The organism is Pseudomonas sp. KB_15 (genome assembly GCF_052114525.1).
In the GTDB taxonomy this organism is placed as follows: Bacteria; Pseudomonadota; Gammaproteobacteria; order Pseudomonadales; family Pseudomonadaceae; genus Aquipseudomonas.
This window is the reverse complement of sequence record NZ_JBFREX010000054.1, coordinates 20,011-40,221: the sequence shown is the minus strand read 5'-3', so window position 1 is coordinate 40,221 and position 20,211 is coordinate 20,011. Positions and strand designations below refer to the sequence as shown.

Genomic DNA, 20,211 nt, shown 5'->3' with positions numbered 1-20,211 from the left:
AAGGGTTACACGGTTGTATTGTCCACTGGTCTATTGCCCTGATGAGCGTAGAAAAAACCTGGTAAGCCGGCGATGGCGACGGCGGCTACCACAGCATTGACCGCGTGATTTACCGCTGAAGCGGATAAACCCAGACTGCCAAAGTAAGTCCCGGCGGAAATCGCGGCAGCCATGATCGCTCCGCCGAACGAGGTTCGCATTGCTGAGGTAGTCAGAAATTGATCGGCTACTTGTGAGGTGGAGGGGACGCGCGGGGCGAAAGTGATTCGAAAGCCGTCAGGCGCTGTTTCGCTCTGGAGCCTGTGCATCATTTCGCCACCTGCCACGTCGCTCATGATTTCAACCCCCGCATTGTAGACGCCCCGCAGAATGTCGTGCCCTAGAACTGGAACAAGGGATTCAAGGATCTCTGCGGCCCGGGTCTCCGGGGTTGTGTTTGAAGTGACGAATGTGTCACCAGCGTGTTGCATCCAGTTCATCAGTTGCGCTGTGAACCCGCCATCAGCAGTGGATGGCCCACTACCGGCCGACATGGCATATCCGGCGCCTGAGTTGGGCGCTGTGTGGTCCATGGCTGTACCGAGAAGAAACTGTAAGGCTCCGTACAGGCCTGCATTGGCTGCCGTACCTGGCGGATTGATTTGTGCGTTGTCGTTTAAAGGAACAAACACCTGTGTCAGGTCGCGGGCCAAGGTGAAGAAAGCCATCTGCGGGCCGAATGAGGCGAGGGCGGGAAGCGCCTGCGGCGTGACCAGTGCAACTGCGAATGCGGCCAACGATAAAGATAAAGTGAGCAATCGTGACAGTCGCGTCTGGGTGTTTGCCGTGCCGTTGCATTCATCCCGAAGCGCGCCAAGGATGTTCAGCGCCGGACCGATCATCAGAGAAACTCCGCCAATGACGTTGCGTGTCAGCGGGGAGGCGGCGTTGGACTGCAAGCATTTTTCCAGGGCGAATCCGATCAGTTGGCGGATCGTTGTCAGGGTACCCACGATGAGCCCGGTTCGCAGGCCGTTAATCGTCAGGTTGCTGGCCAGGCGTCCGAGATCTCCTTCGAATTCGTTGCGGCCCAGTTTGCCCAGCAGTTCGCCAAGGGAGTCAACGATGGTTTGGGCGCGTTGTAGAGCGATGCTGGTCCCGTGCTGATGCATTGAGCCTTCGAACAGCGACGGATCATCGATCTCCACGACGGTGTATTCATTTTCCCGATTGACACTGTCGGTGTTGCCATTCATCTGCGATTCGAGGTTGTCCGCAAACTCTTGAACCTGGGCAGGGGCGTTCTCTAATTCTTCTGCAATGACGACATCGAGTTCTTTGGTGAGGTCCTCCATTAGGATTACTGTGTATTCCATTGGCAATGGAGCATTGGACTCGTGAGAGGCGTTTGATTTTTCGTTGAGATGCTGTGCGATGGCTTGGGAGGATTCGTCTGTTTCTATAACCGTTTCATTACGACGAGTCGTCGGAGAGGTGGTGTCGGTCGCGGATGCAGTAGATGAGGTTGAGGTTGAGGATGAGGATGAGGATGAGGATGAGGCAGTTATTCCGGCTATAGTCATGTTTCGCTCTGTATGACGGAGGGGCTTGCTTGCGATCATTCAGCCTCTTGCGCCGTTGCGACTATCAAATAACGCTTCGCACGCGGTACCTGCGACGGTTAGCCGCAAAAAGTGATTTCTAATTAACAGGGGTCCTCGCTCGCAACGTGCTGGCCCGGCTATAATCGCCGCCTCAATTTGCCGCCAATCGAGTCAAACCCGCCCATGTACACCCTGGCCCGTCAGCTGTTGTTCAAACTTTCCCCGGAAACCTCCCACGATCTGTCCCTGGACCTGATCGGCGCGGGTGGGCGTCTTGGGCTCAACGGCTTGCTGTGCAAGGCCCCGGCGAAAATGCCGGTGAATGTCATGGGCCTGGACTTCCCGAATCCCGTGGGGCTGGCCGCCGGTCTGGACAAGAACGGCGCGGCCATCGACGGTTTTGCCCAATTGGGTTTCGGTTTTGTCGAAATCGGCACCATCACCCCGCGTCCGCAGCCGGGCAACCCCAAGCCTCGCCTGTTCCGATTGCCGGAAGCCGAGGCGATCATCAATCGCATGGGCTTCAACAACCTCGGCGTCGATCACCTGCTGGCCCGCGTGGCGGCGGCCAAGTACAAGGGCGTGCTGGGCATCAACATCGGCAAGAACTTCGATACCCCGGTCGAGCGTGCCGTGGACGACTACCTGATCTGCCTGGACAAGGTTTACGCCCACGCCAGCTATGTGACGGTCAACGTCAGTTCGCCGAACACACCGGGCCTGCGCAGCCTGCAATTCGGCGACTCGCTCAAGCAGTTGCTGGCCGATCTGGCCGAGCGCCGCGCGGAACTGGCATTGCGTCATGGCAAACATGTACCGCTGGCGATCAAGATCGCGCCGGACATGAGCGACGAAGAAACCGCACAAGTTGCGCAAGCGCTGATCGAAACCGGCATGGATGCCGTCATTGCCACCAACACCACCCTGAGCCGCGTAGGCGTCGAAGGCATGGAGTATGGCAACGAGGCCGGTGGTTTGTCCGGCGCCCCGGTTCGCGACAAGAGCACCCACACCGTGAAAGTGCTGGCATCGGAGCTGAGCGGTCGCCTGCCGATCATCGCTGCCGGCGGCATTACCGAAGGCAAGCACGCGGCGGAGAAAATCACCGCAGGCGCAAGCCTGGTGCAGATCTACTCGGGCTTCATCTATAAAGGCCCGGCGCTGATTCGTGAATCCGTAGACGCCATCGCAGCCTTGCGCTGAGTTGTAGCAGCTGCCGAGCCTGCGAGGCTGCGTTCGGCGGCGCAGCCGTCGCAAACCCTRTGTGCACGGTGCATCTACAAGACGACGGTATCTGATTTCACGACGGCTGCGCCGCCGAACGCAGCCTCGCAGGCTCGGCAGCTGCTACACCGGATCGTCAGAGTTTTTTGCAGGCATAAAAAAGGGCTCCTCGAAGGAGCCCCTGGGCCGCAGCCCGCCGTCCGGATGGGACGTGCGTGGTTAATTCAGTACAAAATCAGATTGYCGTGTCGGAGTGTTTTGCCCTGTAATTAGCCGACGGCGTGAAGTTCGTTGAGTCTGTGGATTCCCGCAGTGCCGGTCATACCGTCCCAGTTGTCGCCGCGTCCTTCTCGCCAGCCGTTGATCCAGGCTTGACGTACCGACGGTAGAGTAAATGGGCAAAGCTCACGGGATTTACCACCAACGCCATATTGATATCCGCGCAAAAATGCTCTTTCCAACGGATCACGCTTAAGTCTTCTCATAGGGTGTTGCCCTCACTTGTTGACTGTATTTATCGCGTCGACCTCTATTGAGGTCTGGCAGAAAAACTCTGCCGTTGGCGGCTCGTTGCCGGCGTGACGAGCCAAGGTGTTGGCGTCATTGCGGCGCCAACCTGTATTGAGTTCTAACCAATGCGTCACATCGAGGGAATGATCGTTTTGTCATAAGAACGTAACTATTGATGTGCTAAGGCCATAAGTAACAGCGTGTTTTTACCGTATTTATTGGCCAAACCCCGGTATGATCGGCCCTGCGCTGGATGATGGGCTTAATCCTTTAGTGAGAATGGCTCCCGTTGCCGGGAGGCACTATTCGACGAAGGGTCGACTTATGACATTTTGTTGCATCAACTTTTTTATCTGTCCTTGCATCTAAGCTCATTTAACCCGGGCAGCAGGGGTGGAACGGCACACCTTCGTGCCACGCGGGCGCTCTTCGAGAAAAGCGCCTGATTGAAAACCGGACCGGCAATGCGTTGCCCGGTCACTCAGCTAAAGGTTCTGGAATTCCCATGTCCGATCGTTTCGAACTCTTCCTCACTTGCCCAAAAGGCCTTGAAGGCCTGCTCATCGAGGAAGCCGTCGGGCTTGGCCTTGAGGAAGCGCGGGAGCACACCTCTGCCGTGCGCGGCATGGCCACCATGGAAACCGCCTATCGCCTGTGCCTGTGGTCGCGCCTGGCCAACCGCGTGCTGCTGGTGCTCAAGCGTTTCCCGATGAAGGACGCCGAAGACCTGTACCACGGCGTGCTGGACATCGAGTGGCAAGACCACATGCTCAATGACGGCACCCTGGCCGTCGAATTCAGCGGCCATGGCTCGGGTATCGACAACACCCACTTCGGCGCGCTGAAGGTCAAGGACGCCATCGTCGACAAACTGCGCACCCCGCAAGGCGACCGTCCGTCCATCGACAAGCTCAACCCGGACCTGCGCATTCACCTGCGCCTGGACCGCGGCGAAGCCATTCTGTCCCTCGACCTGTCGGGCCACAGCCTGCACCAGCGCGGCTATCGCCTGCAGCAAGGTGCGGCGCCGCTCAAGGAAAACCTCGCGGCCGCCATCCTGATCCGTTCCGGCTGGCCACGTATCGCGGCCGAAGGCGGCGCGCTGGCCGACCCGATGTGCGGTGTCGGCACCTTCCTGGTCGAAGCAGCGATGATCGCCGCCGACATCGCGCCGAACCTGCGTCGTGAGCAGTGGGGCTTCACCGCCTGGCTCGGTCACGTTCCGGCGCTGTGGAAAAAACTGCACGAAGAAGCCAGCGAGCGCGCGGCGGCCGGCATGGCCAAGCCACCGTTGTGGATTCGCGGCTACGAAGCCGATCCGCGGCTGATTCAACCGGGTCGTAACAACGTCGAGCGGGCCGGCCTGAGCGAGTGGATCAAGATCTACCAGGGCGAAGTCGCGACCTTCGAGCCGCGCCCGGACCAGAACCAGAAAGGCCTGGTGATCTGCAACCCTCCGTACGGCGAGCGTCTGGGCGATGAGGCGAGCCTGCTCTACCTTTACCAGAACCTCGGCGAGCGCCTGCGTCAGGCCTGCCTGAACTGGGAAGCGGCGGTGTTCACCGGCGCACCGGACCTGGGCAAGCGCATGGGCATCCGCAGCCACAAGCAGTATTCGTTCTGGAACGGCGCCTTGCCGTGCAAGCTGCTGCTGATCAAGGTACTGCCGGACCAGTTCGTCACCGGCGAGCGTCGTACTCCGGAACAGCGCCAGGTCGAGCGTGAGCAAGCCGCCTACGATCAGGCGCCGAACGAACCGCAAGAACGCAAGTTCAACAAAAACGGCAACCCGATCAAACCGGTGCCGGCACCGGCGCCGGTGGTCGAGCAACCGCGCCTGAGCGAAGGCGGGCAGATGTTCGCCAACCGCCTGCAGAAGAACCTCAAGGCCCTGGGCAAGTGGGTCAAGCGTGAAGGCATCGACTGCTACCGCGTCTACGATGCCGACATGCCGGAATATTCCATGGCCATCGACCTGTATCAGGATTGGGTCCATGTTCAGGAATACGCCGCGCCGAAATCCATCGACCCGGAAAAGGCTTCGGCCCGTATGTTCGATGCCCTGGCAGCAATTCCGCAGGCGTTGAACATCGACAAGAGCCGTGTGGTGGTCAAGCGCCGCGAGCGTCAGAGCGGAACCAAACAGTACGAACGCCAGGCGGCACAGGGCAAGTTCGTCGAGGTCAATGAAGGCGGCGTGAAGCTGCTGGTCAACCTCACCGACTACCTCGACACCGGTCTGTTCCTCGACCATCGGCCGATGCGCATGCGTATCCAGAAAGAGGCCGCCGGCAAACGCTTCCTCAATCTGTTCTGCTACACCGCAACGGCCAGTGTGCATGCGGCCAAGGGCGGCGCGCGCAGCACCACCAGTGTCGATCTGTCGAAAACTTATCTGGACTGGGCGCGTCGCAACCTGTCGCTGAACGGTTTTTCCGACAAGAACCGCCTGGAGCAGGGAGATGTGATGGCGTGGCTCGAAGCCAGTCGTGACGAGTACGACCTGATCTTCATCGACCCGCCGACGTTCTCCAACTCCAAGCGCATGGAAGGCGTCTTCGACGTGCAACGCGACCAGGTGCAACTGATCGACCTGGCCATGGCGCGTCTGGCGCCCGGTGGCGTGTTGTACTTCTCCAACAACTTCCGCAAGTTCGAACTGGAGGCCAATCTCGGTGAGCGTTATGCGGTCGAGGACATCACCGCCCAGACGATCGATCCGGATTTTGCCCGCAACGCCAAGATCCATCGCGCCTGGAAAATCATGGCTCGTTGATGGTTGAACCCTCCTGTAGGAGCGAGCTCGCTCGCGATGAACCTGAGAGCGCGACGTTTACCCAGTAAGCACGCGTTTTCGTTATCGACCATCGCGAGCAAGCTCGCTCCTACAGGGCGCCGATCAGTGCTGGTCAAATTAGTGGCTAATAGCTATAACTCAACGCATGGCCAAAGGGTTTCTCCGCACCTGGCGTTTTGAGTTTGCGTTTTATGTCGTTGCACGCCGTGCGCCCAAAGATCCTGGGTTTTATCCGTGAAGATGTCTCGGCCTGGCTGGTCGCGCTGCTGGTATTGCTTGTCGGCGGGGTGCTCACCGGGTTGTTGGCGTGGTCGACGCTGAATCTGTTTCACCATCAATTGCGGCAACGTTTCCAACTGCTGGCCAGTGAACGTTACAGCCGTATCGAAGAACGTTTCGAAGATCAGGAGCAGCGCCTCGATGGCCTGCGCCGGTTTTTCGCCAATTCCGATTCGGTTTCCCGAGCGGAATTCGACGGTTACACCCAGCCTTTGCTGCTGCGAACCCAGGCGTATTCCTATGCCGAACGGGTCACTCGTGACCAGCGGGCGGCGTTCGAGCGTCGAGTGCGTGACGAAGGCTTGAGCAGCTTCACCCTGAGAGAGCTCAACGCCGCCGGCCAATTACAACTGGCGGGAGAGCGAGATGAGTACGTCGTGGTGCTGTATAGCCAGACTCAAAGCAAACTCGGCTCTCCCCTCGGTTACGACTTGCTGGCCCAGCCATTGCGGCGTGCCACGCTCGATCGGGTCGATCAGCATGGCGGCATGGCGGTGTCGCAACCGATGCATCTGGTGAGCATCGAGCCGGCTTATGCGCGAGGCGTGCTGCTGGTCGCGCCGGTCATGCAGCGCAACAGTCAGAACCGCACAACCACGAAACCCTACGGTTATGTGATGGCCGTGATCAGCATGCGCCAGTTGCTGGCGGACGGACTGCCGGAAGCGAGCCGCGACTATCTCTCGGTGCGCATTCTCGATTTGTCGACCGCCGACCAGCACGAAGTGCTGTTCGAATCGCCCAACCCGGCGGCCATCAGCGAGTTGTCCGCCACTCGCCTGTTGCGCATGGCCGACCATGACTATCAAGTCGATATCCAGCCCAGCGACGCATTCTTGCAGGCCAACCATTCCTCGGTCACCAGCCTGGTGGTGTTGGGTGGATTGCTCAGCGTGTTGCTCAGTGCCTTGCTGTATGTGTTGGTCAGTCAGCGTCAGCGCGCACTGAAAATGGTCGAGCAACGTACCCGCGAGTTGCGCGATCGGGAACAGGAGCTGCGCGGCACCCATGGTCAGTTGCGTGGCGTGCTGAATGCCGCCACCCAGGTAGCGATCATTGCCACCGACCTGCGCGGCGTCATCAACACCTTCAACGCGGGTGCCGAGCAAATGCTTGGCTACACCAGCGCCGAAGTGGTCGGCCATATGACCCTGGAAAACCTGCACCTGCCCCGGGAACTGGTCGCTCGCTCGGCAGAGTTGAGCGCACGCTATGGCAAACCGGTGCCGACCTGCCACGCGATGCTGGTCGAAGGCGACGTGGAGGGCGGTCAAGAGGCGCGGGAGTGGACGCTGGTGCGCGGCGACGGCAGCCATTTGATGGTCAACATGCTCACCACGCCAGTGCTCGACGAGCAAGGCCTGTGGGTCGGGCACCTGGCGGTGTGCATCGACATCACCGAACGCAAACGGGTCCACGAAGCGCTCGCTGCGCGGGACCTGCTGTTGAAGAAACTCAGCGCCCATGTGCCCGGTGGCATCTATCAGTTCAAGATGGAGTTCGACGGGCGTTTCAGCGTGATCTACGCCAGCGACGGTATTCGCGAGATCTACGAGCTCGAACCCGACGTGTTGCTGCTCAATGCCGAAGCGATATTTACCCGGATTCACCCTCAGGACTCTGTCCGTGTCCGCGCCTCGATCCGTGCCTCGGCCGAGACCCTCAGCCCCTGGCGCGAGGAATACCGCGTGCAACTGCCACAACGCGGTTTGCGTTGGGTTCGCGGCGAAGCCACTCCGGAGGAGCTGCCCGGTGGCGGCGTGCTGTGGCATGGCTATATCTCGGACATTTCCGATATGAAGCGGGTGGAAGAAGAGTTGCGCGCGTTGTCGGTCACCGATTCGCTGACCGGAATCCACAATCGGCGTTATTTCCAGGAACGCCTGACCACCGAAATGGCCCGGGTGGAGCGCGGCGGTGGGGATCTGTCGGTGATCATGCTCGATATCGACCATTTCAAGCGCATCAATGACCAGCATGGCCACGCCATCGGTGATCGGGTGTTGCAGGCCGTGTGCGAACGAATCGGCCACCGGCTGCGCCGCACCGATGTGTTCTGCCGTTTGGGCGGAGAGGAGTTCATGGTGCTGTGCCCGGATATCGGTGGCGAACAGGCCTATATGTTGGCCCAGCAATTGTGGCAAGGCTTGCGCAGCTCACCCATTATCCCTGTGGGAGCGGGCTTGCTCGCGAAAGCGKCYTGTCWGTCACATCRATGYTGGATGTGCCGCCGTCTTCGCGAGCAAGCCCGCTCCCACATTGGTTAATGCAGTGCTTACAACACCGAAGCCGTCTGCGGCAGTTTCTGTTGACGGTACAGGTCCAGCAGCACCTGGTCGAGCACCGAAGATGCGCCGAACGGGGCCTTGTCGTTGAGGATCGCCACCACTGCCCAGGTATTGCCGTTGACGTCGCGACTGAAACCGGCAATCGCCCGCACGGTGTTCAGGGTGCCGGTCTTGACGTGGGCTTCGCCGCGCATCGCCGTGGTCTTCAGGCGTTTGCGCATGGTGCCGTCGGTGCCGGCAATCGGCATCGAACTGATGTACTCGGCGGCATACGGGCTGTGCCACGCCGCTTCGAGCATCGAGGCCATTTCCCGGGCGCTGACGCGCTCGGAACGGGACAGGCCGGAGCCGTTCTCCATCACCAGATGTGGCGCGGTGATGCCCTTTTTCGCCAGCCACTGACGCACGACACGCTGGGCGGCCTTGGCGTCGTCACCATCGGCATCGGTGCGAAAGCGTTGGCCGAGGCTCAGGAACAACTGCTGGGCCATGGTGTTGTTACTGTACTTGTTGATGTCGCGGATGATTTCCGCCAGGTCCGGGGAGAATGCCCGGGCCAGGACCTTGGCGTCTTTCGGTGTTGGCGCCAGCACATCCTTGCCCTGAATGCTGCCACCCAGTTCCTTCCAGATCGCGCGAACGGCACCGGCGGTGTAGGTCGCGTGGTCGAGCAGTGACAGGTAAGTCTGCGAGCTGCAGCCTTCACCCAACTGACCGCCGACCGTCACGGTCACGCTGCCATCGGCCTGTGCCACCGGGTTGTAACGCACGCCACCGGTGCATTGTTTGGAATTCAGGGCTTTGACCTGGTTGTCGATACGGATGCTCGCAATCGGCGGTTCCACCGAGACCAGCACCTTGCCCGAGTCATTGCGCGCGACGAAGCGCAGCGCCTTGAGGTTGACCAGCAGCGAGTCGGGCTTGACCAGGAACGGCTTGTTATCGTCATTGCCGTCGTCATTGAACTCCGGCAGTTGCGGTTGCACGAAGAAGGTTTTATCCAGCACCAGGTCGCCGGTGACCTGAGTGACACCGTTGGCGCGCAGGTCGCGCATCAACAGCCAGAGTTTTTCCATGTTCAGCTTCGGATCGCCGCCACCCTTGAGGTAGAGGTTGCCGTTGAGAATGCCGCCACTGAGGGTGCCGTCGGTGTAGAACTCGGTTTTCCACTGGTGGTTCGGGCCGAGCATTTCCAGCGCCGCGTAGGTGGTGACCAGTTTCATGGTCGACGCCGGGTTGACCGACACGTCGGCGTTGAACACTGTCGGGGTGCCGGGGCCGGTGAGCGGGATCATCACCAGCGACAGGGCGTTGTCCTGCAACTTGCTGGCTTTCAGGGCTTTTTCAACGTTGGGCGACAACGCAGTATTGATCGGGGCAGCGGAAACGGAGAGGGCCAGGGGAAGAAGAAAACCGGCCAGGAGCAATGGACGCAAAGATTTGATCATCTGAAATAAAACCCTACAGTCGAGGGGAAAAAGACGAGGGCATGGAGATAAATTCCCTCAATGGTCATGAAAGTGTCGGCATTATGCCCCAAGGTGCCACGGCTTGTGCCGTGCGCTGGCCGTCTGATCAGCTATTTTTTTACCGACGGTAGGTGTCGTGGACCAGAGAGTCAGGCAATCGGCGGCTTAAACTGCTAAAGTGCCGCCCGTTATTACTTAAGAGGATTGTTCCAATGGCGACTAACCGTTCCCAGCGTCTGCGCAAAAAACTGTGCGTGGATGAATTTCAAGAGCTGGGTTTCGAACTGAACCTGGATTTCAAAGAAGATTTGGCTGATGAAGCCATTGATGCTTTCCTCGATGCGTTCCTCAAAGAAGCCATGGAAGCCAACGGTCTGGGCTATGTTGGCGGCGACGACTACGGTCTGGTTTGCCTGCAGAAGCGTGGCTCGGTCAGCGCTGAACAGCGCGCTGCCGTTGAAGCCTGGCTCAAAGGCCGCACCGAGCTGACCAGCGTTGAAGTCAGCCCGCTGCTGGACGTCTGGTACCCGGAAAAGCCGATCAATCCGGTAGCTTGATGTTCTGAAAAAACGGCGACCCAAGGGTCGCCGTTTTTTTTTGCGAAGATCAAAAGCTCGCAGCCTCGTTTCACTCGACAGCTGCTACATGGATTGCATTGCCCTGTAGCAGCTGTCGAGTGAAACGAGGCTGCGAGCTTTTAGGTTTTGCGCCAGTTCAGAATCAGCAGCGTCACCACCCCCGCGACAATCCCCCAGAACGCCGAACCGATGGAAAACAGCGTCAGCCCCGATGCCGTGACCATGAAGGTGACCAGCGCCGCTTCACGTTCCTTCACTTCGCTCATGGCGATGCTCAAGCCGTTGATGATTGAGCCGAACAGCGCCAGCGCAGCAATCGACAGCACCAGTTCCTTGGGCAGCGCGGCAAACAATGCCGCGAGCGTTGCACCGAACACCCCGGCGATTCCGTAGAAAATTCCGCACCAGACAGCTGCGGTGTAGCGCTTGTTGCGATCCTCGTGGGCATGCGGCCCGGTGCAGATTGCCGCGCTGATCGCCGCCAGATTGATCCCGTGAGAGCCGAACGGTGCCAACAGCAAACTGGCGATGCCGGTGGTGGTGATCAGCGGTGAGGCAGGCACCGTGTAGCCATCGGCGCGCAATACGGCGATGCCAGGCATGTTTTGTGAGGTCATGGCGACGACAAACAACGGGATGCCGATGCTGATGGTCGCGGCCAGGGAGAAGTGCGGCGTGGTCCAGACCGGCGTCGCCACTTCCAGGTGAAAACCGCTGAAGTCCAGCAACCCCATGAACCCTGACAATGCCGTGCCGATCAGCAATGCAGCCAACACCGCATAGCGCGGCGACAGGCGCTTTACCACCAGATAACTGACAAACATCCCCAGTACCAGGGCGGTGCGGTGTTGCGCCGCGACGAAAATCTCGCTGCCGATCTTGAACAGGATCCCTGCCAGCAGGGCGGCGGCCAAGGATGCCGGGATTTTTTTCATCAGCCGTTCGAAGCTGCCGGTCAGCCCGCAAATCGTCACCAGCACCGCGCAGGTCATATAGGCACCAATGGCTTCGCCGTAGCTCACGCCGCCCAGGCTGGTGATCAGCAGCGCGGCGCCGGGGGTCGACCAGGCAATGGTGATCGGCGTGCGGTAGCGCAGGGACAGGCCAATGGAGCACACCGCCATGCCGATGGAAATTGCCCAGATCCACGAAGAAATCTGCCCGCTGCTCAGACCCGCCGCTTGCCCGGCCTGCGCGAAAGCGGTTTGTCAGTCACATTGATGTTGAATGTGCCGCCGCATTCGCGAGCAAGCCCGCTCCCACAGGGATCGTGCCAAAAAGGCGGATTCTGCGAACAAGCCTAAACTCAAAAGTAACCAGGCGTTGCGATACAGCCGAGGCAACATTCAGCCGTACAGTCGTGTTGCCACCCTCCATTGTGTACAATCGCGGTGTTTTTTACGCGATACTTGCCAGCGACCCACTGTGCCGTATTACAGTCACCGTCAATTCGCCGCAGTTCTTCCGACTCGAGTGCCCATGAACGAACAGTTGCAACCCCTAAAGAAACAACCGCGAGCAGGCAAAGCCGGCCGCAGCGGTACTCAGGACGATATTGTCTACGCGCATATCTTCGAGGCCATCCTCGAACAGCGTCTGGCGCCCGGCACCAAATTGAGCGAAGAAGCGCTGGGGGAAATTTTCGGGGTCAGCCGCACCATCATTCGCCGCGCCTTGTCGCGCCTGGCCCATGAAGGCGTGGTGTTGTTGCGTCCGAATCGCGGCGCCGTGGTCGCCAGCCCGAGCGTCGAAGAGGCGCGCCAGGTGTTCATGGCCCGGCGTCTGGTCGAGCGCGCGATCACCGAATTGGCGGTGCAGCACGCCACCGCCGAGCAGATCGCCGAATTGCGCCAGATGGTCAACGACGAGCGCGACAGCTTCTCCCGTGGCGACCGGGGTGCCGGCATCCGCCTGTCGGGCGAATTCCACCTGAAACTGGCCGAAGCGGCGAAGAACGCCCCGTTGATCAGCTTCCAGCGCAGCCTGGTGTCGCAGACCTCGCTGATCATCGCCCAGTACGAAAGCGGCAACCGTTCCCATTGCTCCTACGACGAGCACACCCAGTTGATCGACGCCATCGAAAAACGCGACGCTGAACTGGCGGTCGACCTGATGATGCATCACATGGATCACATCGACAGCAAGCTCAACCTCGACGAGGAAAGTGCTTCGGATGATCTGCATGCGGTGTTCTCGCATTTGCTGCAGACCAAGAAGCCGGGGCGGTCGCCAGCGAAAATCTGATAGACCGCGTCGCGGCCATCGCGAGCAAGCTCGCTCCCACAGGGTTTTGTGTCGAATGCAAAATTTGTGATCACTGAAGATCAATTGTGGGAGCGAGCTTGCTCGCGATGACGATCTGACAGGCAATAGAAATCCCCCGGGCTGTAAAGCAGCGGGGGATTTTTTATGCCCGGAATTTCTTAGCGCTGATGCACCAGATTCCCCGCCGCATAAGTCTGCAGCACAGTCCGGTCATCCCCCAGGGTCATCAACACAAACAACGTCTCGGCGATGTTGTTGGCCTGCTTCAGGCGATAGCTCAGCAGCGGCGTGGCGTTGTAGTCCAGCACGAGGAAGTCGGCATCGCTGCCCGGTTGCAGGTTGCCGATCCTGTCTTCCAGGCGCAGCGCGCGGGCGCCGCCGAGGGTGGCCAGGTACAGCGACTTGAACGGACTCAGGCGTGCACCTTGCAGCTGCATGACCTTGTAGGCTTCGTTGAGGGTTTGCAGCAGCGAGAAACTGGTGCCACCGCCGACATCGGTGCCGATGCCGACATTGAGTTTGTGCTTCTCGGCCATCGGCAGGTTGAACAGACCGCTGCCGAGGAAGAAGTTCGAGGTCGGGCAGAACGAGATGGCCGAACCGGTTTCAGCCAGTCGMGCGCACTCTTCATCGCACAGGTGCACACCGTGGGCGAACACCGAGCGCTCGCCGAGCAACTGGTAGTGGTCGTAGACGTCCAGGTAACCCTTGCGCTCCGGGAACAACGCCTTGACCCACTCGATTTCCTTGAGGTTTTCGCTGATGTGGGTCTGCATGTACAGATCCGGGTATTCGCTCAGCAACTGGCCAGCCAGGGTTAGCTGTTCCGGGGTGCTGGTCGGTGCGAAGCGCGGGGTGACGGCGTAGTGCAGGCGACCCTTGCCGTGCCAGCGCTCGATCAGCGCCTTGCTTTCCACGTAGCTGGATTCGGCGGTGTCGGTCAGGTAGTCCGGGGCGTTGCGGTCCATCATCACCTTGCCGGCGATCATCCGCAGGTCGAGCTGCTCGGCGGCTTCGAAGAACGAGTTCACCGATTGCGGATGCACGCTGCCGAATACCAGCGCAGTGGTGGTGCCGTTGCGCAGCAGTTCCTTGATGAAAATGTCCGCGACTTCGTCAGCGTGGGCCTTGTCGGCGAACTGGCTTTCGCACGGGAAGGTGTAAGTGTTGAGCCAGTCCAGAAGTTGCTCGCCATAGGCACCGACCATGCCGGTTTGCGGCAGGTGGATGTGGGTATCGATGAAACCGGGGGTGATCAGTGCATCCTGATAGTGGGTGATTTCGACGTCAGCCGGCAGGGTCGGCAGCAATTCGCTGGCGTGGCCGAGGGCGCTGATCTGGCCGTTCTCGACCACCAGCAAGCCGTCTTCGAAATACTCGTAGGAGGCTTCGATACCGACTTCGGCTGGGTCGGCGATGCTGTGCAGGATGGCGGCGCGGTAAGCTTTGCGAGTCAAAGGCATGAGATTCTCAGTTCGAGGCTTTCAAGTTTGCGGTTTGGCTGCGGCGTGACGCGGGCAGCAGTTTGGCAATCGGTTCGGCGCTGGACGTCTGCTGGCCGAAGTTCGCGTTATAGGTGGCGATGATCTCGCCGGCGATGGAGATGGCGATTTCCACAGGCAGCTTGCCTTTGACTTCGCCGATGCCCATCGGGCAGCGCATGCGTTGCACGACGCTGTTGTCGAAACCTCGGTCGCGCAGGCGATGTTCGAACTTCACCCGTTTGGTCTTCGAACCGATCAGGCCGAAGTAGGCGAAGTCGTTGCGCTTGAGAATCGCGGCGGTGAGTTCGAGGTCGAGCTGGTGGTTGTGGGTCATGACGATGCAGTAGCTGCCGGCGGGCAGGTCGTCGATTTCATCGACGGGTTCTTCGCTGACGATCTTGCGCACGCCATGGGGGATCTGTTCGGGAAATTCCGCATCCCGCGAGTCGATCCAGCGCACCCGGCAAGGCAGGCTGGCCAGCAATGGCACCAGCGCCCGGCCGACGTGGCCGGCACCAAACACGGCGATCTGCGCCTGTACCTGGCCCATCGGTTCGAACAGCAATACCGTGGCGCCACCGCAGCACTGGCCCAGGCTGGCACCGAGGCTGAAGCGCTCCAGATGGGTGTCCTGTTTGCCGCTGGCGAGCATCTCGCGGGCGATCTGCATGGCCTTGTATTCCAGGTGCCCGCCACCGATGGTGTCGAAGGCCTGGTTCGCGCTGATGACCATCTTCGAGCCGGCATTGCGCGGCGTCGAGCCGAGCTCTTCGATGATGGTTATCAGCACGCAGGGCTCACCCCGGTTTTGCAGGTCGGCGAGGGCGTCGATCCAGTTGTACATGTTCACCTCGACATCGTTGTTGTCTGTTCGGGCCTCTTCGCGGGCAAGCCCGCTCCCACAGGTTCAGCGCAATCCTTGTGGGAGCGAGCCTGCTCGCGATAGCCGCACCTCGGTCTTAAAGCGAAGCCAACTCGGTCTCAGCCTCGACAGCCTTCGCCGCCTTCAACTGGCGCATCTGCTCACAGCCCCACAACACCCGCTCCGGCGTCGCCGGTGCGTCGATTTTCGGTTGATGCCTGTAATCGCCCAGGCTCGCCACCGCGTCCTTGATTGCACACCACGAGGCGATGCCAAGCATGAACGGCGGCTCACCCACGGCCTTGGAATGGAACACCGTGTCTTCCGGGTTCTTGCGGTTTTCCACCAGCTTCACCCGCAGGTCCAGCGGCATGTCCGCCACGGCCGGGATCTTGTAGCTGGCAGGGCCGTTGGTCATCAGCTTGCCCTTGTTGTTCCACACCAGCTCTTCCATGGTCAGCCAGCCCATGCCCTGGATGAAACCGCCCTCGACCTGGCCGATGTCGATGGCCGGGTTCAGCGAGGCGCCGACGTCGTGGAGGATGTCGGTGCGCAGCATCTTGTATTCGCCGGTCAGGGTGTCGACCAGCACTTCGCAGCACGCTGCGCCAAAGGCGAAGTAGTAGAACGGCCGGCCACGGGCCTGGCTGCGGTCGTAGTAGATTTTCGGGGTCTTGTAGAAGCCGGTGCTCGACAGCGACACCTGGGCGAAGTACGCCTGCTGGATCAGCGCTTCGAAGGTCAGGATGTGATCGCGGACCCGCACGTGGCCGTTGTGGAAAACCACGTCTTCTTCGCTGACCTTGTATTGGCGGGCAGCGAATTCCACCAGGCGTTTCTTGATGATTTCCGCCGCGTTCTGCGCGGCCTTGCCGTTCAGGTCGGCACCACTGGAGGCAGCGGTCGGCGAGGTGTTCGGTACTTTGTCGGTGTTGGTCGCGGTGATCTGTACGCGATCCATTTCCACCTGGAACACTTCGGCCACGACCTGCGCGACCTTGGTGTTCAGGCCCTGGCCCATTTCGGTGCCACCGTGGTTGAGGTGGATGCTGCCGTCGGTGTAGACATGCACCAGGGCGCCTGCCTGGTTGAGGAAGCTGGCGGTGAAGGAAATGCCGAATTTCACCGGGGTCAGCGCCAGGCCTTTTTTCAGGATCGGGCTGTTGGCGTTGTAGCGACGGATCGCTTCGCGGCGCTCATGGTACTGGCTGCTTTCTTCCAGTTCGGCGGTCATTTCCTCGAGCATGTTGTGCTCGACGGTCTGGTAGTAGTGGGTGACGTTACGCTCGGTCTTGCCGTAGTAGTTGGCCTTGCGCACGGCCAGTGGATCGAGGGCCAGATGGCGGGAGATGGCGTCCATCACCTCTTCGATGGCGACCATGCCTTGCGGGCCGCCGAAACCACGGTAGGCGGTGTTCGACGCGGTGTTGGTCTTGCAGCGGTGACCGTTGATGGTCGCATCGCCCAGGTAATAAGAGTTGTCCGAGTGGAACATCGCGCGGTCAACGATCGACGCCGACAGGTCAGGCGAACAACCGCAGTTGCCGGCCAGTTCCAGGTTGATGCCGTGCAGGCGACCGGTGCTGTCGAAGCCCACGTCGTACTCGACATAGAACGGGTGACGCTTGCCGGTCATCAGCATGTCTTCGACCCGTGGCAGACGCATCTTGGTCGGCTGGCCGGTGAGGTGCGCGATCACCGCGCACAGGCACGCCGGGCTCGCCGCCTGGGTTTCCTTGCCGCCGAAACCACCGCCCATGCGACGCATGTCGACGACGATCTTGTTCATCGACACGTCCAGCACTTCGGCCACCAGTTTCTGTACTTCGGTGGGGTTTTGCGTGGAGCAGTAGACGATCATGCCGCCGTCTTCAGTCGGCATCACCGAAGAGATCTGGGTTTCCAGGTAGAAGTGTTCCTGGCCGCCGATGTGCAGCGTGCCCTGGATGCGGTGCTCGGCGGTGGCCAGCGCCGTGGCCGAATCGCCACGTTGGTGGGTGTGGCTGTCGAGTACGAAGTGGCGCTTGCGCAGGGCTTCGACCACATCCAGCACTGGCTCGAGATCTTCGTATTCGATGATCGCGGCCATTGCCGCCTTGCGTGCGGTTTCTAGGTCTTTCGCCGCAACGGCGACCACCGGTTGACCGACGAATTGCACGGTGTCGATGGCCAGCAGTGGATCGCCCGGCAGCAACGGGCCGATGTCTTTCAGGCCTGGCACGTCTTCGTGGGTGATGGCGATGCGCACGCCTTCGAAGGCGTAGCAGGGCGCGGTGTCGATGCTGATGATCCGGGCGTGGGCACGGTCCGACATGCGCGCATAAACGTGCAACTGGTTCGGAAACTCCAGGCGATCGTCGATGTACTGCGCTTCACCGGCGACATGCTTGGCAGCGCTGTCGTGCTTGACGCTGCGACCGACACCGGTGGTCAGGTCCTTGGCGAACAGTTCAGCCAATTCGGCTTGGGTCTTCTCTACGGCGTGATGATTAGACATAAGCGGTCACCCGAGTCTCGATGTGCGGTGTTTGCAGTTCGATGAAGTATTTGCGCAGCAGGTTCTGCGCGCCGAGCAGGCGATATTCCTTGCTGGCGCGGAAGTCCGAGAGCGGCGTGAAGTCTTCGCCCAGGGCTGCGCAGGCGCGTTCAACGGTGGCGTTATTGAATGGCGAGCCAAGTAGCGCGGCTTCGCAGGCTGCAGCACGTTTCGGGATGGCCGCCATGCCGCCGAAGGCGACGCGGGCCTCGGCTACCACGCCGTTTTCCAGGCGAATGTTGAAGGCGGCGCACACCGCAGAAATGTCATCGTCGAGGCGCTTGGAGACTTTGTAGGCGCGGAACAGTTTTTCGACGCTGGCGCGCGGCACGATGATCTTTTCGATGAACTCGCTTTCCTGACGCGCAGTGACGCGGTAATCGATGAAGTAATCTTCCAGCGCCAGAGTGCGGCGGGTTTCGCCTTTGCACAGCACGATTTGCGCGCCGAGGGCGATCAGCAGGGGCGGCGAGTCACCAATCGGCGAGGCGTTGCCGATGTTGCCGCCGAGGGTGCCCTGGTTGCGGATTTGTAAGGAGGCGAAGCGGTGCAGCAATTCACCGAAGTCCGGGTATTCGGCGTTCAAGGCCTCGTAGCAATCGGAAAGAGCCGTGGCGGCGCCGATTTCCAGGCGATCGTCAAAACGGTCGATGCGCTTCATCTCGGCGACGTTGCCGACGTAGATCATCACCGGCAGGGTGCGGTGGAACTGCGTGACTTCCAGCGCCAGGTCGGTACCGCCGGCCAGCAGGCGGGCCTGTGGATAAGCGTCGTAGAGGTCGGCCAGGTCGGCCACGGTCAGCGGCACCAGGCAGCGTTTGTCGCCGCTGTTGAGTTCGCCGATATCGGTCGGGGCAATGGCTTTCAGGCGCGCGATGGTGTCGGCCTCGCGGGCGTCGAACTGGTCCGGTTGCTTGCCGCAGCAGGACTGCTCGGCGGCTTCCAGGATCGGCCGGTAGCCGGTGCAACGGCAGAGATTGCCGGCCAGTGCTTCGTGGGCCTTGGCATGATCCGGTGCATCGCTGTTCTTTTGCAGGGCAAACAGCGACATCACGAAGCCGGGAGTGCAGAAGCCGCATTGCGAGCCGTGGCACTCGACCATGGCTTTCTGCACGCTGTGCAGTTCACCTTTGTGCTTGAGGTCTTCGACGCTGATCAGTTGTTTGCCGTGCAGGGACGACACGAACGTCAGGCACGAGTTGAGGCTGCGATAGCGAATGTGTTCGCGACCGTCGTCATCCGTTTGCAACTCGCCGACCACCACGGTGCAGGCGCCGCAGTCACCGCTGGCGCAGCCTTCTTTGGTGCCGGGTTTGCCCACATGGTCGCGCAGATAATTGAGCACGGTCAGGTTCGGGTCCAGGGCGTGCTCGCTACGGAGTTCCTGGTTTAGTAAAAACTGGATCACGGAAGGCCTCGCAGACTCATTATTGTTGTTAACCGACAGGAACTGAATTTAGCAGGTCTGACTTTTCGGTCAATGATTTTCTGACTTAAAGGTCAGGAAATTGCAAATTGTCGATTAACCACCTGTTCCTTAATTATTGTCGTTGGTTCGATAGCCTGCTTTTTTGCTTGAATCGTGCCAAAAACCACCGGGCGGGCACTCCGCTCTGACGCAGCAATTGCGCTACACTGCGCCGCTTGTACAGATCGAAGAGTTTGAAGGACAACCATGACGTTCAAGGCGCCGGACAGCCTCGCCGAGCAAATCGCTCACCACCTCGCCGAACGCATCATTCGCGGCGAAATGAAGCCCGGGGAGCGCATCCAGGAACAGAAGGTCACGCTGGCCCTCAATGTCAGCCGCGGTTCGGTCCGCGAGGCCTTGCTGATCCTCGAGCGTCGGCACCTGATCGCGATCCTGCCGCGTCGTGGCGCCCACGTCACCGAGCTCACTGCGCACAAGGTGCAGAGCCTGTGCGCGCTGATGAGCGAGCTCTATATTCTGCTCGGTAACTCGGTGGCCAGCGGCTGGAAAACCCAGGCCGACATGGCGCCGTTCGTGCAGATCCAGCAACGCCTGACTGCCAGCTACGAGCGCCAGGACATCCGCACTTTCGTCGACGACAGCTTCAATGTGATGCGTGCCGCGTACCCGTTCGCCAACAACCCGTACTTGCAGGAAACCGTCGAGAATCTGCAGCCGGCCATGAGCCGTGCCTATTTCCTCGCCCTGGACCAGCGCAAAGCGTCGATGAGCGAGTTCCTCGAGCTGTTCGAACGCTTGCTTGCTGCCGTGCTGGCCCGTGACTTTCCGCAGATCCGCGAAGTGCTGACGGCTTACGCCCAGCGCAGTTGCGATCTGGTGGTTTCTGCCCTGACGGACGCCTGAG

Annotated in this window: 13 protein-coding genes and 1 pseudogene; 6 read left to right on the top strand and 8 right to left on the bottom strand. The window is 60.3% G+C overall.

Annotated features, from left to right (window positions below; translation table 11 throughout):
* Window positions 1-5 precede the first annotated feature (5 nt).
* Window positions 6-1,562, bottom strand: coding sequence for a hypothetical protein (locus AB4Z35_RS26845; RefSeq protein WP_442100422.1), 1,557 nt, complete (start codon window positions 1,560-1,562; stop codon window positions 6-8).
* Between the two features lie 204 nt (window positions 1,563-1,766).
* Between AB4Z35_RS26845 and AB4Z35_RS26840 the strand changes: the two genes are divergently transcribed.
* Window positions 1,767-2,786, top strand: a complete 1,020-nt coding sequence (locus AB4Z35_RS26840) for a quinone-dependent dihydroorotate dehydrogenase (protein WP_442100420.1) — start codon at window positions 1,767-1,769, stop codon at window positions 2,784-2,786.
* Window positions 2,787-3,076: 290 nt separating this feature from the next.
* Here AB4Z35_RS26840 and rmf read toward each other — a convergent pair whose 3' ends face one another.
* Entirely contained in the window at window positions 3,077-3,292 is a 216-nt protein-coding gene (gene rmf, locus AB4Z35_RS26835; protein ID WP_003223300.1) for a ribosome modulation factor, read from the bottom strand.
* 530 nt (window positions 3,293-3,822) lie between these two features.
* Here rmf and rlmKL point away from each other — a divergent pair.
* Window positions 3,823-6,093: a bifunctional 23S rRNA (guanine(2069)-N(7))-methyltransferase RlmK/23S rRNA (guanine(2445)-N(2))-methyltransferase RlmL gene (gene rlmKL, locus AB4Z35_RS26830; RefSeq protein WP_442100418.1), complete on the top strand. Its 2,271-nt coding sequence runs from the start codon at window positions 3,823-3,825 to the stop codon at window positions 6,091-6,093.
* A 212-nt stretch (window positions 6,094-6,305) separates the two neighbouring features.
* Window positions 6,306-8,660, top strand: a complete 2,355-nt coding sequence (locus AB4Z35_RS26825; protein ID WP_442100416.1) for a sensor domain-containing diguanylate cyclase — start codon at window positions 6,306-6,308, stop codon at window positions 8,658-8,660.
* A gap of 8 nt (window positions 8,661-8,668) precedes the next feature.
* On the opposite strand, the gene dacB is transcribed toward AB4Z35_RS26825, so the two are convergent.
* The gene (gene dacB, locus AB4Z35_RS26820) at window positions 8,669-10,129 is read right to left on the bottom strand and encodes a D-alanyl-D-alanine carboxypeptidase/D-alanyl-D-alanine endopeptidase (protein ID WP_442100414.1); all 1,461 of its coding nucleotides are present in this window, start codon (window positions 10,127-10,129) and stop codon (window positions 8,669-8,671) included.
* Window positions 10,130-10,362: 233 nt separating this feature from the next.
* Between dacB and AB4Z35_RS26815 the strand changes: the two genes are divergently transcribed.
* Window positions 10,363-10,707: a YggL family protein gene (locus tag AB4Z35_RS26815; protein WP_007971486.1), complete on the top strand. Its 345-nt coding sequence runs from the start codon at window positions 10,363-10,365 to the stop codon at window positions 10,705-10,707.
* A 140-nt stretch (window positions 10,708-10,847) separates the two neighbouring features.
* Here the strand turns inward: AB4Z35_RS26815 and AB4Z35_RS26810 are convergent.
* A pseudogene (locus tag AB4Z35_RS26810) lies at window positions 10,848-11,921 on the bottom strand (benzoate/H(+) symporter BenE family transporter); the annotation flags it as partial.
* A gap of 286 nt (window positions 11,922-12,207) precedes the next feature.
* Here AB4Z35_RS26810 and AB4Z35_RS26805 point away from each other — a divergent pair.
* Window positions 12,208-12,972: a GntR family transcriptional regulator gene (locus AB4Z35_RS26805; protein WP_008021853.1), complete on the top strand. Its 765-nt coding sequence runs from the start codon at window positions 12,208-12,210 to the stop codon at window positions 12,970-12,972.
* Window positions 12,973-13,151: 179 nt separating this feature from the next.
* Here AB4Z35_RS26805 and guaD read toward each other — a convergent pair whose 3' ends face one another.
* The 4 genes from guaD to xdhA all read right to left on the bottom strand — a co-directional run bounded on the left by guaD (window position 13,152) and on the right by xdhA (window position 19,283).
* Window positions 13,152-14,456 (bottom strand): guanine deaminase, encoded by a 1,305-nt coding sequence (guaD, locus tag AB4Z35_RS26800; protein ID WP_442100411.1) that lies wholly within the window; start codon window positions 14,454-14,456, stop codon window positions 13,152-13,154.
* Window positions 14,457-14,463: 7 nt separating this feature from the next.
* A complete protein-coding gene (xdhC, locus tag AB4Z35_RS26795) occupies window positions 14,464-15,321 on the bottom strand; it encodes a xanthine dehydrogenase accessory protein XdhC (protein WP_442100409.1) in 858 nt (285 codons plus the stop codon).
* A 115-nt stretch (window positions 15,322-15,436) separates the two neighbouring features.
* On the bottom strand, window positions 15,437-17,836 hold the full coding sequence (gene xdhB, locus AB4Z35_RS26790; protein ID WP_442100407.1) for a xanthine dehydrogenase molybdopterin binding subunit: 2,400 nt from the start codon (window positions 17,834-17,836) through the stop codon (window positions 15,437-15,439).
* The gene (gene xdhA, locus AB4Z35_RS26785; protein ID WP_442100405.1) at window positions 17,829-19,283 is read right to left on the bottom strand and encodes a xanthine dehydrogenase small subunit; all 1,455 of its coding nucleotides are present in this window, start codon (window positions 19,281-19,283) and stop codon (window positions 17,829-17,831) included. Before xdhA ends, xdhB begins: the two co-directional genes overlap by 8 nt.
* A 267-nt stretch (window positions 19,284-19,550) precedes the next feature.
* Between xdhA and AB4Z35_RS26780 the strand changes: the two genes are divergently transcribed.
* Window positions 19,551-20,210 carry a GntR family transcriptional regulator gene (locus AB4Z35_RS26780; protein WP_442100403.1) on the top strand — a complete coding sequence of 220 codons (660 nt, stop codon included), beginning with the start codon at window positions 19,551-19,553 and terminating at the stop codon, window positions 20,208-20,210.
* Window position 20,211: the final 1 nt, after the last annotated feature.

What these genes read in the sequence shown, in the direction of transcription:
- xdhC (WP_442100409.1), bottom strand. Translation starts at nt 15,321, where the DNA reads ATGTACAACTGGATCGACGCCCTCGCCGACCTGCAAAACCGGGGTGAG.
- dacB (WP_442100414.1), bottom strand. Translation starts at nt 10,129, where the DNA reads ATGATCAAATCTTTGCGTCCATTGCTCCTGGCCGGTTTTCTTCTTCCC.
- rlmKL (WP_442100418.1), top strand. Translation starts at nt 3,823, where the DNA reads ATGTCCGATCGTTTCGAACTCTTCCTCACTTGCCCAAAAGGCCTTGAA.
- rmf (WP_003223300.1), bottom strand. Translation starts at nt 3,292, where the DNA reads ATGAGAAGACTTAAGCGTGATCCGTTGGAAAGAGCATTTTTGCGCGGA.
- AB4Z35_RS26780 (WP_442100403.1), top strand. Translation starts at nt 19,551, where the DNA reads ATGACGTTCAAGGCGCCGGACAGCCTCGCCGAGCAAATCGCTCACCAC.
- AB4Z35_RS26840 (WP_442100420.1), top strand. Translation starts at nt 1,767, where the DNA reads ATGTACACCCTGGCCCGTCAGCTGTTGTTCAAACTTTCCCCGGAAACC.
- AB4Z35_RS26815 (WP_007971486.1), top strand. Translation starts at nt 10,363, where the DNA reads ATGGCGACTAACCGTTCCCAGCGTCTGCGCAAAAAACTGTGCGTGGAT.
- xdhB (WP_442100407.1), bottom strand. Translation starts at nt 17,836, where the DNA reads ATGTCTAATCATCACGCCGTAGAGAAGACCCAAGCCGAATTGGCTGAA.
- AB4Z35_RS26805 (WP_008021853.1), top strand. Translation starts at nt 12,208, where the DNA reads ATGAACGAACAGTTGCAACCCCTAAAGAAACAACCGCGAGCAGGCAAA.
- AB4Z35_RS26845 (WP_442100422.1), bottom strand. Translation starts at nt 1,562, where the DNA reads ATGACTATAGCCGGAATAACTGCCTCATCCTCATCCTCATCCTCATCC.